Source organism: Jingyaoa shaoxingensis (genome assembly GCF_014385005.1).
Lineage (GTDB): Bacteria > Bacillota > Clostridia > Lachnospirales > Lachnospiraceae > Marvinbryantia > Marvinbryantia shaoxingensis.
The window spans coordinates 123,753-136,825 of the sequence record NZ_JACRSZ010000008.1 but is presented as its reverse complement, the minus strand read 5'-3'; the positions used below and the strand labels follow the sequence as shown (position 1 = coordinate 136,825).

Below are 13,073 nucleotides of genomic sequence, written 5' to 3'. Positions count from 1 at the left end.
GGAGCATTGAAATGGGAAGAAGAGAGTTTGTCTGGAAGACACCGGATATTACAGCTGATGGGCTGAAGATGTTTGCCTGTATCGTCATGCTGATTCAGTCCATAGGAATTGTGATTATTGAAAAGGGACTGATTCATCTGGATCAGTATACACAGGCCGGATTAAATGAGGCCATGGCACAGAATTCCCATTTGATGACACTGGCAGGGATGGGATCGGTGATGCAGCTCATCGGCGGCATGGCAATACCGGTATTCGCATTTCTGCTGGTGGAAGGGTTTCAAAATACATCAGATTACCGGAAGTATCTGCTGGCAATGGGAGTAACTGCATTAATCAGTGAGATCCCTTATGACTGGGCTATGAGCGGAAAGCTTCTGGATATGTCCAGTCAGAATGCACTGATCGGAACCTGTATTTGCCTGATGATGCTGAAATGCCTGGATATGTTCAAAGAGATGTCTGGAACAGCAAGAACACTGGTTCGCGTGCTGGTAGTGCTGGCAGCGGTGATCTGGGTCAGCATGATCCGGGCAGAATACGGGCTGTGTATGGTACTTTTGGTGGCTGTGTTCTATGTATTTGATACCAGAAATGTGTTAAAAACCATACTTGGCTGCATGATCAGTCTGATGTATGTGACAGGGCCGATCGCATTCTATGGCATCTGGTGTTATAACGGAGAACGGAAAAACCGGATACCGAAATATGTATATTACACGTTTTATCCCCTGCATTTGCTGGTATTAGGTGCAGTTGGAAGATATCTGACGTAAGGGTGATGACATTATAAAGGAGAAATTATGGAATTTAGAACGGATAAATTACTTCATGGCGGCGACTACAATCCGGAACAGTGGCTGAAGCGCCCGGATATCCTGGCAAAGGATCTGGATATGCTGGAGGAATCCGGCTGTAACGTCGTCAGCCTTGGCATTTTTTCCTGGTCCACACTGGAACCGGAAGAAGGAGTATTTCATTTGGAATGGCTGAAAGAGATCATTGATAAGCTGTATCAGAGAGGGATCAGTACGATCCTGGCTACTCCGTCCGGGGCGCGTCCGAAATGGATGGCGGATAAGTATCCGGAGGTACTTCGTGTGGATGAGACCGGTCACAGAAATCATTTTGGTTTCCGTCACAATCACTGTTATACCTCTCCGGTATACAGAGAAAAAGTACATACGATTAATAAAAAACTGGCGCAGGAAGTAGCTACACATCCAGGCGTGATTCTGTGGCACATTTCCAATGAATATGGCGGAGAATGTTACTGTCCGCTGTGCCAGGATGCGTTCCGCAAATGGCTGAAGAAAAAATATCAGACCATTGAGAATCTGAATGACCGTTGGTGCACCACCTTCTGGAGCCATACTTATAACAGCTTTAATCAGATTGAAGCACCGTCTAAGATCGGTGAGACACAGCTTCATGCACTGAATCTGGATTGGAAACGGTTTGTGACACATCAGACCGCAGATTTTATTCATGCAGAGATTGCAGCGGTTCGTGATGGCGGAAGTGATCTTCCAACGACAGCCAACCTGATGCATTACTTTGGAAGTCTGGATTACTTTAAGATTGCAAAAGAGATCGATGTGGTATCCTGGGATACCTATCCGACCTGGCATAAAGAGGCAGTGATTGATACTGCTTATGATAATGGAATGTGCCATGATCTGATGCGTTCCCTGAAGGGCAAACCATTTTTCCAGATGGAATCCTGTCCGACTTCTACTAACTGGCAGAGTGTCAGCAAGTTAAAGAAACCGGGTATGCTTTTTGCTCAGTCCATGCAGGCAATTGCCCATGGAGGGGAAGGTGCACTGTATTTTCAGATCCGTCAGAGCCGCGGCGCTTCTGAGAAGTTCCATGGAGCAGTCATTGATCATTATGGAGGCAATGACACCAGAGTCTTCAAAGAAGTATCCAAGGTGGGAGCAACCTTAAAAGAACTGAAGGAACTGGCTGGAACCACCATGGACAGTCCGGTAGCTATGATCTACGACTGGGACAGCCAGTGGGCGATGGAAGACAGCCAGGGGCCAAGAAATAAAGGACTGCATTATCTGGAAAACTTACTGAAGTATTACAGGGGATTCCGTAAACAGGGCATCAGTGTGGATCTCATTGATCAGACCTGTGATGTGGAAAAATATAAAATACTGGTTCTGCCGATGGTCTATATGTTCAAAGAAGGATTTGCAGAAAAAGTATGTACCTTTGTAGAGAATGGCGGTACTCTGATTACCAGTTACTGGTCCGGAATCGCAGATGATACTGACCGTTGCTATCTGGAAGGTACTCCACACGGATTGATGGACGTACTGGGAATTCGCAGCACGGAGATTGACGGCCTCTATGACTGGGAAGAGAACACCTTCGTTCCGGCAGAAGGAAACGAATTGGGGCTGGATCAGACTTATACCTGCAAATACCTGTGTGACCTGGTGGAACTGCGGGGAGCAAAGAGCCTGATGACCTACGGAAAAGACTTCTATGCAGGATATGCGGCACTGACTGTAAATGAATATGGAAAGGGCAGAGCCTGGTATGTTGCAGCTGATGCAGACAAAGATTTTTTTGCTGATTTCCTGAAAAAAGTACTGGAAGAAAATCAAATTAGCTGTGGCGTAAAAGGTGATATTCCAGATACGCTGGAGATCACCGTAAGAGAAAGCAAAGAAGCCAGATATTACCTGTATCAGAACTTTGGAACAGAAGCGGTACAGATTCCGGTACCGGAAAAGGAAGCATCCTGGCTGTATGGCAGCGGGGAAGAAAAGCTGGAAGTATACGGACTGGCAGTGGCGAAAATAACAAAATAAGAAAGATGAGAAAGCAGAAAACTGGCTTAGCAGAGTCGGGTTTCTGCTTTTTTTATAAAAATATAATAGGATCTAAGTAGGAACTTTGTTATAATGATGCCAAGGAGGGCTAGTGAATTATAGCTTACAAAAGATAAAAACAGAGAAAAATACAGCTGACAAGTGGATAAGACACAAAAGATAAGAAAATGAACGGATTAGAAAAAGAGGTGTCTTATGACCAACACAAAACATGAAGATGCGATCATGAAAATGGGGTTTGGATATTTTCGTGACAGCATACTGAAGAGGCTGGGAGTAGAATATGAGTTTGTTGTAGAAGAACCGACAGAGCTGATTGAATTGCAGATTTACTCTATGTACATGGATTTTACTTTTCTGACAGTGGAAGGATTCTATGCCCATTTTGAATTTCAGACAACGGAAACGGACTGGAGAGATTTGCAGCGATTTGAAGCCTACGAGGCGGTGACAGCTCATAAAAAAGGGAAAAAGGTATTGACCTATGTGATTTATTCCGGAGGGATTACCAGTGCGAAGACAGAACAGAACTGTGGATTTTATACATACAGAGTGAAACCGATTTATCTGACGGATTATGATGCGGATAAACTGTTTCGGAAAATGCAGACAAAACTGGAAAGAGAAGAATCGTTAGATGACGAGGATTTAGCGGGTCTTGCACTGGCACCATTGATGTCCGGAAAACGGAGCCGAAAGGAGAAGATAAAAGAGGCAATCTTATACGCAAAGCAGGGAGATACGGAGACAGCAGAAAAAACGATTGCGATTCTGTACACATTAGCGGATAAATTTCTTAAAGGTATGGAATTACAGGAAATCAAGGAGGTGGTTGCGATGACGCGACTTGGACAGATGATTTATGATGATGGTGTTGAAAAAGGAATAGAAAAAGGAATAGAAAAAGGCAGACAGGAGGGTTTGGAACAAGGAATGGATCGGATGTCAGTGCTGACAGCCAGACTGTTGAAAGAAAAACGCCTGGATGATTTGCAGAGGGCAACAGAAGATAAAGCATACTGTGAGCAGTTGTTAAAAGAATATGGAATAGAATAAACTATGAGAAACACGTTCCGCGAGTTTCTCAAGTTATCGCGGCAGTCGCCAAGGTCTCATGCAAGCATGGACTTTGGCTCGTTGCTCGAGTAAAAAGGAGAACCAGTCAGATATGAATCCATGATATTTGACTGGTTCTTTGCTATAATTTACTGCGTTATCTTGCGAAAGCAGACATCTTCATGATATGATAGAAAAAGATTGTCGAAAAAGCAAAAGATTGGAGAAAACTATGAGTAACGAAAATAAGAAATGCAAAGTACATTATACCGGAACTTTTAATGATGGAACAAAGTTTGATTCTTCCTATGACCGTGGCGAGCCACTGGAGTTTGTCTGCGGTGCAGGCATGATGATCAAAGGTTTTGACGAAGCAGTGAAGGAGATGGAAGTGGGGCAGATCGTTGATATACATCTGATGCCGGAAGAAGCTTATGGTATGCCGAATCCGGAGAATGTATTTACGCTGGAGATCAGTCAGCTTCCGGGATCGGAAGGGCTCTCTGTAGGAGAAAGAGTGTATTTATCCAATGCAGCAGGACAGCCATTCCCGGTCAGCGTAGCAGCAAAAGATGAGACAACCATTACCTTTGATGCAAATCATGAGATGGCAGGAAAAGAACTGAATTTCAAGATCGAACTGGTGGAAGTTACAGAATAGAGTATAAGATATGTCGGACATTGACTGAATGCAAATGGCTGACATGAGAAGAGGGTGTAAGAACATGAAGTATCTGATTGTTGGCGCAGGAGGAACCGGCGGCGTTGTGGGTTATTACATGACAAAAGCCGGAAAGAATGTGACACTGATTGCCAGAGGCGCACATCTGAAGCAGATGCAGACAAAAGGATTGACTTTGGAAAAAATGTGGGATCAGTCCACTGAGACGATCCCGGTAAAAGCTTCCGATATGGAGCATTATACAGAACAGCCGGATGTGATTCTGGTTTGCGTAAAGGGATATTCTCTGGAAGATACGATTCCGTTTATTCAGAAAGTGGCAAAAAAAGATACCGTGGTGATCCCGATTCTGAATATCTATGGAACCGGTGCAAAAATGCAGAAGAAGCTGCCGGAACTTCTGGTGACAGATGGCTGCATCTATGTATCCGCCAATATCAAAGAGCCGGGAGTTCTCCTGCAGCATGGCAAGATCCTGAAAGTGGTCTTTGGAGTGCGGGAAAAAGAGGAATACCGACCGGTATTAAAAGAAATTGAGAAGGATCTGTGTGACAGCAGCATTTACGGAATTCTCTCCGAAAATATCCGTAGAGATGCATTGGAGAAGTTCTCTTATGTATCGCCGATCGGAGCAGCAGGATTGTATTATCATGCAACCGCCGGAGACTTCCAGAAAGAGGGCGAACAGCGTGAAACATTTAAGGCAATGATTCGTGAGATCGCAACGCTGGCAGATGCTATGGGAGTACCATTTGAAAAAGATATGGTGGATGTGAATCTGCGCATTCTGGCGAATCTGGCACCGGAAGCCACTACATCCATGCAAAGGGATGTCTACGCCGAAAAGGATTCTGAGATTGACGGACTGGTATATGAAGTAGTTCGTATGGGACAGGAATATGGGGTACCGGTTCCTGTTTATCAAAAAGTGGCAGAAAAGCTGGGAGGCACAAAGTAAATGTCATTAGAGAGAGCAAAAGCATATCTGGCAGAAAAAGGTTACGCAGATCACATAATTGAGCTGGAGGATTCCAGTGCAACGGTACAGCTGGCGGCACAGGCGTTGGGCGTGGAACCGGGGATGATTGCAAAAACTATGTCATTTCTGATTGGAGAGGAAGCGATACTGATTCTCACAGAAGGCACGGCAAAAGTAGATAACCGGAAGTATAAAGATACTTTTCATATGAAAGCAAAAATGATTCCGTTTGAAGAAGTGGAAAACTGGATCGGACATGCACCTGGCGGTGTGTGTCCATTTGGAATCAAAGAAGGCATTAAAGTGTATCTGGATGAAAGTCTGAAGCAGTTCGATACGGTGTATCCGGCTGCAGGGAATGACCACAGCGCAGTAAAGCTGACGATAGCAGAACTGGAAGAGGTGGCAGGAGCAGCCGGCTGGGTAGACGTGTGCAAAGAACCGGCATAGCGCCAGAAGTATTTGGGGATAAATAGGAGAAGAAAACAATGGAATATCAATGGCCATATGAGAATGAATACGGACAGACTGAGACTGTAGAATCAGATGTCCTGGTGCTGGGTGGAGGACTGGCAGGATGTTTTGCAGCCATCTCAGCAGCGAGAAAAGGCAAAAAAGTAGTTCTGGTGGAGAAAGGTGCAACGAAGCGAAGCGGCTCCGCAGGAACCGGATTTGACCACTGGGAATCAGCCTGTACCAATCCATGTTCGGAAGTAACTGCCAAGGAGATAGCAGAGGCTTACGTGGATGAACAGGATCATTACAGCAACGGAATTGCTCATTATATCGAATGCAGAGAGGGTTATGACCGTCTGCTTGATCTGGAAAAGATGGGTGGAAAAATCCGCGACACAGAGGATGAATTCAAGGGCGCAGAGTTTCGGGATGAGAAGACGAAGCTGATGTTTGCCTATGATTATAAGAACAAATTTACTTTGAGGGTATGGGGATCGACTTTTAAGCCGGTGCTCTATAAGGAACTGAAGCGTCTGGGTGTGAAGATCTATGACCGTACCGAAGCGACAGCACTTCTGACTACCGTGGAGAATGGAAAAAAGCGTGGAATCGGCGCCATCGGAATGAATGTACATACCGGCAAGCTGCTGGTATTTAAGGCGAAAGCAACCATGCTGACCATGTCCAGACCGGCAAGAGTATGGCTGTTTAACCCGGATCTGGTAGGCTTATGTGAATTCCGTCCGATGCAGTCTATCGGAAGCGGACATGCTATGGGATGGAGAGCCGGTGTAGAATTCACCATGATGGAGAAGTCTGTAAAGGGAGAATTCTCCGCAGCAGGCAGAAGCTTTCCGCCGTATGGTGCAGGCAACAACCACAATACCTGGTATGCAGCTACTATGGTAGATGCCAGGGGAGTAGAGATTCCGTATCTGGACCGTGATGGCAATGTATTAAAAACCGTTTCTGAGAGATATTATCCGGTAAAGGGACAGAAGTTTTTCTTAAAGGGCGGTGTCATTGATGAGCCAAAATACGAATACCGCGGACCGGAGACCATGCCATTTGATGAACTGATGAAGCGTGGTTATCAACTTCCATTTTATGCAGATTTAAGCCGCATGCCGGAGATGGAACGGAAGGTTATCTGGGGCATGATGGTAGGCGAAGAAGGCAAAACAAAGGTGCCAATCCTTCAGAATTATACAGAAAGAGGGTTTGATCCGACAAAGCATGCACTTCAGTGTTATGGTACCGGGTGGCAGTCAGCGGCATTTCTGGATCAGGAACGCCAGCTTTTTGGTGCACCGGGTGGAATCATGCATGACTGGGATCTGAAGACCAATATTGATGGCATTTATGCAGCAGGTGACCAGCTTTTTGCATCTGACTGTTGTGGATTTGCCTGTGCAACCGGTTACTATGCCGGCAGAAAGGCAGCAGATTACTGCGATACCGTGGAATTGTGTGACGTGAATCCGGAAGATGTGGAAGCAGAGAAAAAACGTCTGTATGCGCCGCTGGAGCGTTCAGAAGGGGTATCCTGGAAGGAACTGAATATGGCAATCTCCAAGGCTATGCAGAACTATTGTGGCGGCGTAAAATGCGATGCCCTGTTAAAAGAAGGTCTGGATCTGCTGCACAGCTATCGGGAAGAGATTGTACCACAGCTCTACTGTGAGAATCCGCATGATCTGATGCGTACCCATGAAGTACTGGATATTCTGGATGTGGCAGAAATGATTCTGCATGCATGCCTGATGAGAAAATCCAGTTCGAAGCAGCTTTGCTTTACCAGAAGCGATTATCCGGAGATGGATCCGCAGAAGGACCGCCGTTTTATCACCCTTCGCAGAGAAGGAGATCAGGTGGTAGAGGGCGAAGTGCCACTGGATTATTTTGGAGATCTGGAAACAGAATATGAGAAACGCAACAAGGACTATATGGGAGGTGCCCATCATGAATAAAGAATGGAAAGTATCTGTGATCCCATGCAGTGCCACACCACTTTTGTTTGATGAGAGCAAATGTGTGGGATGTAATACCTGTGCCAATATCTGTCAGTGTGATATTATGATTCCGAATCCGGAAAAGGGCAAACATCCGATCGTGGCTTATCCGGGAGAATGTTATTACTGTGGTGCCTGCGTCATGGCATGTCCGAATCCTGGTGCCATTCATCTGCAGCATCCGGTTATGAACCGGGCAAAGTTTGTGCCTGTAAAAGAGGAACCGTAAATATGAACATTGGAATATACAGTATGCGGGATGATGAGGCGGATTATGTACATCAAATGTAAGAAAGCCTTGGCATACACATTTTGACCACATCTGAAGACTCATCTGTGGATAACGTAGAGTTTCTGGAAGGATGCGAAGGAGTCTCTGTTTTGGGGCAGGTCTTCATCGGCAGAGAATTACTGGATGCATGGAAGGTAAAAGGCATCCGGTACTTATCCACAAGAACCATCGGTTATAACCATATTGATGTGAAATATGCGGGTAAGATCGGTATTCGTGTCAGTCACGCATCCTATGATACCAACGGAGTGGCAGATCCTGACGCCCTGATAGAAGGTATCGAGTCTGAGAAGATCGGAGCGCTGGGACTGGATGTGCTGGAACGGGAAGAGGGCATCATTCATGTAGACCACAGAATCGACATCATATCCAATCAGAAGATGGCATATCTGCGTCAGTTCCGGAATGTAACCATGACACCGCATATGGCTTTTTATACGGAAGAAGCGGTAAAAAGTATGGTAGAGACCGGAATTCTTGGTTTGCTGGATATGCAGCAGAATGAAAAGGGCAAACTGGAAGTAGTCTGAGAATGGATATAAGCAGTCTGGAGAATGAACTACCTGAAATAGAAAAATGGTAACTATTCAGAACCCACTGTGAAGGTACTGAACAGTTACGAAAAATGATAAAAAGACAGCTCTGATGCAAAGATTTTGCATGCAGCTGTCTTTTCATATATAAAATTTAGAGATTTTTGCCGTGGCACAGCCGGTACACCAGTGTGCAGAACATCTGTACCGCAACTGGCAGAGCTTCTTCAGAAAAATCAAAATCCGGATTATGTCCCGGTGCATCTGTATGGGTCAGTGTATAGAAGAACAGGCTTTTTCCACCGTGTGCCTGTACCGCTTCAGACAGATAAGAAAAATCTTCGCTGAAGGAAGCTGCCGGATCAGGTGTACGAAGAGTCAGATGCAGATCCTCGACTGCATCCTGAAGGAGAGAGATCATCTCCGGATCATTGATGACAGACGGGGCAGATCCCACCGTTTCAATCCGACAGGTACAGGAGTGCATGACCGCGCTGGACTGCAAAATCACTCTGGCATATTCTTCCATGTAATGATTGATTTCTGTATTGGCGCCACGGACTTCCAGTTCCAGTTTTGCCTGATCACAGATCACATTTCTTCCGGAACCGGCATGAGCGGTTCCTACGTTGACCTGGGACGGACCGTCAGAATGCCTCGGAATAGCGTGGAGATTCAGGATGGCAGAAGCCATGGAGAGCATGGCATTATGTCCCTTTTCCGGGAGAGCTGCATGGGAAGACAGACCAGAAAAGACGGCATTTAACTTGGTGGTAGCGAGGGTGGAACCTATGGATACACCGATCTGTTCCCCAGGTTGACTGTATGGAAAAATGTGGCTTCCAACGAGCCAGTCCACATCGTTCAGATGCCCTTTTTGAGCAACAGACCGGGCACCCCGGACGCCTTCTTCTGCAGGCTGGAAAATCAGTTTTACAGTACCTGAAAACCAGTCCTTCATTTCGGCAAGAATCCGGGCAATAATAAGACCGATGGCAGTATGCCCGTCATGACCGCAGGCATGCATAAACCCGAGATTCTGTGAGAGAAAGCCTTCTGTGAATGGCAGATGGGAAGAACTGGCATCTTCGGTAATAGGAAGTGCGTCAATATCAAAGCGCAGAGCCGTTACAGGACCTTTACCACAGCGGAGGATCCCGATGACACCGGTAAAACCGTTTCGGGCATTCTGCGCATAAGCCGGAATTGCACCCTGCTTCAGTGCCCTTTGATAGTGCGTCTCCAGAATTTCTTCCGATGGAAGTCCCATGCGGGAATCCGGATCACATACGTCAGATCCAGTCAGAACTTCGTAACCCAGGCAGGTCAAGTAGTCTGCAATCATGGAAGTGGTGCGGACCTCACACCATCCAGGTTCCGGAAAACGGTGAAAATCCCGGCGAAGACGGATCAGATCCGGTGTATAAGCAGCAATTTTATCAGATAATAATTGAGAAAAATCAGATTCGGATGACATAAGTGGCGTGTCCTTTCTGCGGCGTTTATTTTTGACTCTGGCATCATTATATCTGGGAAAGGCATAAGTGTCAAAACAAGAAAAATTTTCGGAAAGGATCTTGAAAAGGACAGTCGGTATTGTTATAATATGTGATGTATTGCAAAATGGGGGAAGTTTCGGATTTTAACTCGAAACAGGAAAAATTTGCAGGAGGAAAATAATGAAAAAGGGGAAGTTATGGACAGCGTTGTTACTGACAATGGTTATGTGCATAAATCCTGTCCGGATCGGTTGGAACGGAACTGCTTTTTATGAAAACACGGTAAAAGCAGAAGAGGACGATGGATCGGATACTGACGGAGAAAACAGTACGGAGACAGAGATAGATCCGACTGTACAGACCAATGATATCAACGGATGGCCGCAGGGGGATGCAATAGAGAGTGATGCGGCAATCTGCATGGACGGGAATACAGGAGCCGTTTTATACGGCAAGAATATTGAAAAACAGGAGTATCCTGCCAGTATTACTAAGATTATGACAGTGCTGCTGGCACTGGAAAATGGCAATCTGGATGATACTGTAACATTTTCAGAGAATGCAGTATACAGTATTGAATATGGAAGCGCCCATCTGGGACTGACAGAAGGGGAGAAACTGACGCTGGAGCAGTGTCTGTACGGAATTATGCTGGCGTCGGCGAATGAGATCTCCAATGCAGTGGCAGAGCATATCGGCGGCAGCGTTGAGAAGTTTGCGGATATGATGAACCAGAAGGCAGAAGAGCTGGGATGTGTGAATACTCATTTCGTAAATCCGAATGGACTGCATGATGATAACCATTATACCTGCGCTTATGATATGGCACTGATCACACAGGCGGCTATGAAGTATGACAAGTTCCGTGAGATTATCCATACACAGGAGTACAGCTATCCGGAGACGAATCTGGTAAAAGAAAAAAGATATTTTGCCAATCATCACGGAATGCTGATGGATGAGAGCAGAGCGTATGACGGATTTATCGGAGGCAAAACCGGATATACGGATGAAGCATGGAATACACTGGTATCCACGGCAGAGAGAGACGGTATGCTTCTGATCAGCGTGGTACTTCATGCCAACGGACAGGATATTGAATACGGTAATACAAAGACAGTTCTGGACTATGGATATAATAATTTCAAAGAGGTGCAGATCAACAACCTGGATCAGACCGTTTCCGATACTGAAGTTATCGGAATAGAAGATGCACAGGAGGCAGAAAAGATCAGACAGGCAGATCTGTCCAGGGATCCGTTTACAGTAGCGGAGACAACAACGGTTACCTTGCCGAACAGCGTAGATACATCATCCCTTATCAGGAAAATGGATTTCACGACGGATAAGATGACGTATTACTACGAAGATCAGGCTCTTGGAAGTACTTCTTTTTCTTACACAGGGGAATGGGAACCGGAGACGGAAACCAGTGCACAGACAGAATTACAGACGGAGAGTGAGACAGAGACGGAAGCAGGTGGATTGAGTCAGATGATTCAGAACGGAGCATTTGCGGATAATAAAGTGCTGACTGCAATTGTAGGAGTATATGACAAGTTAGATCTTTTTATTAAGACACATACCATATTTGCTGTTATATTAGGAGCGATCCTGTTGATTATTTTCATACCGCTTTTACTGGTATCGATCAGCAGAAATAAGAAATACAAAAAAATGATCGAACTGCGTACGCAGGAGATAGCGCTGCGCAGGCAGCTGGAAGCAGAGATTGAAGAAAAATCTGCGGCACAGGTGGAAGCGGAACTGAGGGCGCACGAGCTGGAGATGCAGCTGGAAGAGGAGCGGAGGAAAAACCGCGAAAAAGAAACGCCGGAAGAACCGTAAGGATGTCAGTGGCATTCTGAGACAGGGGAAGCTTACAATCAAAAGGAGTATACAGCGGCGGGGGGAAAAGCATGCGGCTGTAAAAAACAGGGAGGAATAATTAATATGAACTGGGTATCACCAATTAAAGATGACGAAACACTGGAACGTTTCAAAAAAGCACTGCGTAAAGTAGATGATAAATATTATATTTTGTTTGAGATCGGAGTAGGAACCGGACTTCAGCTTCAGGAGATCCTGAAATTCAAGAATAAAGATATTCGTGACAAAGATGAGATCGAAGCATGCATCGGAACCAAGAATATCAAGAGAACCTTCAAGATCAATAAGAACCTGAAAAAGATCATCATGGACTATACAGAAGGCAAGGATCCGGAAGCATATCTGATCGTAGGACATACAGGTTCCACTACTTCCTTATCCAGAGAACAGGCATACCGTGTATTTAAGAATGTGGGAAAAGAGCTGGGACTGAATTCCATCGGTGCACAGACCATGAGAAAGACATTTGCATGGAGATATTATAAGAGTACCAATGATATTTATTATCTTCAGAACCTGTTAAACCATGCATCACCATCCATTACTTATCGTTATATCGGTGAAAAGCCAAACGTAGAAGTAGTGCTCAAGAAGATGACACCGGAAGAGAACGAGAGAAGCCGTTATCAGCTCTACAAGGATGGAAAAGGAAAGAAGAGAATGGATAAGATCATCAAATTATTCCAGCATCTCAAGTCTGAACTGGACAATCCGACCAACAACGATGCATTCTACGGAAAGGTAGACTGCCTGCTGGAAGAAGTAGAGGAACTGATTGATAATTTTAACAATCTGGATTAATGAAAAAGGCATCATGAATGTATC

The 13,073-nt window shown here is 45.4% G+C and carries 11 protein-coding genes and 1 pseudogene; 11 read left to right on the top strand and 1 reads right to left on the bottom strand.

Annotated features, from left to right (window positions below; translation table 11 throughout):
- Window positions 1–11 precede the first annotated feature (11 nt).
- From H8716_RS09340 to H8716_RS09300, 9 genes and pseudogenes are all read left to right on the top strand, one after another.
- Complete coding sequence (locus tag H8716_RS09340; RefSeq protein ID WP_249308395.1) at window positions 12–776, top strand: TraX family protein; 765 nt, start codon at window positions 12–14, stop codon at window positions 774–776.
- A gap of 27 nt (window positions 777–803) precedes the next feature.
- Window positions 804–2,828: a beta-galactosidase gene (locus tag H8716_RS09335; protein ID WP_249308393.1), complete on the top strand. Its 2,025-nt coding sequence runs from the start codon at window positions 804–806 to the stop codon at window positions 2,826–2,828.
- 216 nt (window positions 2,829–3,044) lie between these two features.
- Window positions 3,045–3,905: an RpnC/YadD family protein gene (locus H8716_RS09330; protein ID WP_249308391.1), complete on the top strand. Its 861-nt coding sequence runs from the start codon at window positions 3,045–3,047 to the stop codon at window positions 3,903–3,905.
- 238 nt (window positions 3,906–4,143) lie between these two features.
- A pseudogene (locus tag H8716_RS09325) lies at window positions 4,144–4,566 on the top strand (FKBP-type peptidyl-prolyl cis-trans isomerase); the annotation flags it as partial.
- A gap of 64 nt (window positions 4,567–4,630) precedes the next feature.
- Window positions 4,631–5,545, top strand: coding sequence for a ketopantoate reductase family protein (locus H8716_RS09320; protein ID WP_249308388.1), 915 nt, complete (start codon window positions 4,631–4,633; stop codon window positions 5,543–5,545).
- On the top strand, window positions 5,546–6,016 hold the full coding sequence (locus H8716_RS09315; protein WP_249308387.1) for a YbaK/EbsC family protein: 471 nt from the start codon (window positions 5,546–5,548) through the stop codon (window positions 6,014–6,016).
- Between the two features lie 38 nt (window positions 6,017–6,054).
- A complete protein-coding gene (locus H8716_RS09310; RefSeq protein ID WP_249308386.1) occupies window positions 6,055–7,992 on the top strand; it encodes an FAD-dependent oxidoreductase in 1,938 nt (645 codons plus the stop codon).
- On the top strand, window positions 7,985–8,263 hold the full coding sequence (locus H8716_RS09305; protein WP_249308385.1) for a 4Fe-4S binding protein: 279 nt from the start codon (window positions 7,985–7,987) through the stop codon (window positions 8,261–8,263). The genes H8716_RS09310 and H8716_RS09305 overlap by 8 nt, the downstream gene beginning before the upstream one ends.
- Window positions 8,264–8,370: 107 nt before the next feature.
- On the top strand, window positions 8,371–8,856 hold the full coding sequence (locus tag H8716_RS09300) for an NAD(P)-dependent oxidoreductase (protein WP_249308384.1): 486 nt from the start codon (window positions 8,371–8,373) through the stop codon (window positions 8,854–8,856).
- Between the two features lie 157 nt (window positions 8,857–9,013).
- Here H8716_RS09300 and H8716_RS09295 read toward each other — a convergent pair whose 3' ends face one another.
- Window positions 9,014–10,336: an amidohydrolase gene (locus H8716_RS09295; RefSeq protein ID WP_249308383.1), complete on the bottom strand. Its 1,323-nt coding sequence runs from the start codon at window positions 10,334–10,336 to the stop codon at window positions 9,014–9,016.
- Window positions 10,337–10,538: 202 nt separating this feature from the next.
- Between H8716_RS09295 and H8716_RS09290 the strand changes: the two genes are divergently transcribed.
- Together H8716_RS09290 and H8716_RS09285 are read left to right on the top strand one after the other, a co-directional pair.
- Window positions 10,539–12,206 carry a serine hydrolase gene (locus H8716_RS09290; RefSeq protein ID WP_249308381.1) on the top strand — a complete coding sequence of 556 codons (1,668 nt, stop codon included), beginning with the start codon at window positions 10,539–10,541 and terminating at the stop codon, window positions 12,204–12,206.
- A gap of 105 nt (window positions 12,207–12,311) precedes the next feature.
- Window positions 12,312–13,049, top strand: coding sequence for a tyrosine-type recombinase/integrase (locus tag H8716_RS09285; protein ID WP_249308379.1), 738 nt, complete (start codon window positions 12,312–12,314; stop codon window positions 13,047–13,049).
- Window positions 13,050–13,073 lie beyond the last annotated feature (24 nt).

Coding starts and splice junctions, on each gene's coding strand:
- H8716_RS09330 (WP_249308391.1), top strand. CDS start 3,045: ATGACCAACACAAAACATGAAGATGCGATCATGAAAATGGGGTTTGGA.
- H8716_RS09285 (WP_249308379.1), top strand. CDS start 12,312: ATGAACTGGGTATCACCAATTAAAGATGACGAAACACTGGAACGTTTC.
- H8716_RS09335 (WP_249308393.1), top strand. CDS start 804: ATGGAATTTAGAACGGATAAATTACTTCATGGCGGCGACTACAATCCG.
- H8716_RS09340 (WP_249308395.1), top strand. CDS start 12: ATGGGAAGAAGAGAGTTTGTCTGGAAGACACCGGATATTACAGCTGAT.
- H8716_RS09315 (WP_249308387.1), top strand. CDS start 5,546: ATGTCATTAGAGAGAGCAAAAGCATATCTGGCAGAAAAAGGTTACGCA.
- H8716_RS09310 (WP_249308386.1), top strand. CDS start 6,055: ATGGAATATCAATGGCCATATGAGAATGAATACGGACAGACTGAGACT.
- H8716_RS09290 (WP_249308381.1), top strand. CDS start 10,539: ATGAAAAAGGGGAAGTTATGGACAGCGTTGTTACTGACAATGGTTATG.
- H8716_RS09295 (WP_249308383.1), bottom strand. CDS start 10,336: ATGTCATCCGAATCTGATTTTTCTCAATTATTATCTGATAAAATTGCT.
- H8716_RS09320 (WP_249308388.1), top strand. CDS start 4,631: ATGAAGTATCTGATTGTTGGCGCAGGAGGAACCGGCGGCGTTGTGGGT.
- H8716_RS09305 (WP_249308385.1), top strand. CDS start 7,985: ATGAATAAAGAATGGAAAGTATCTGTGATCCCATGCAGTGCCACACCA.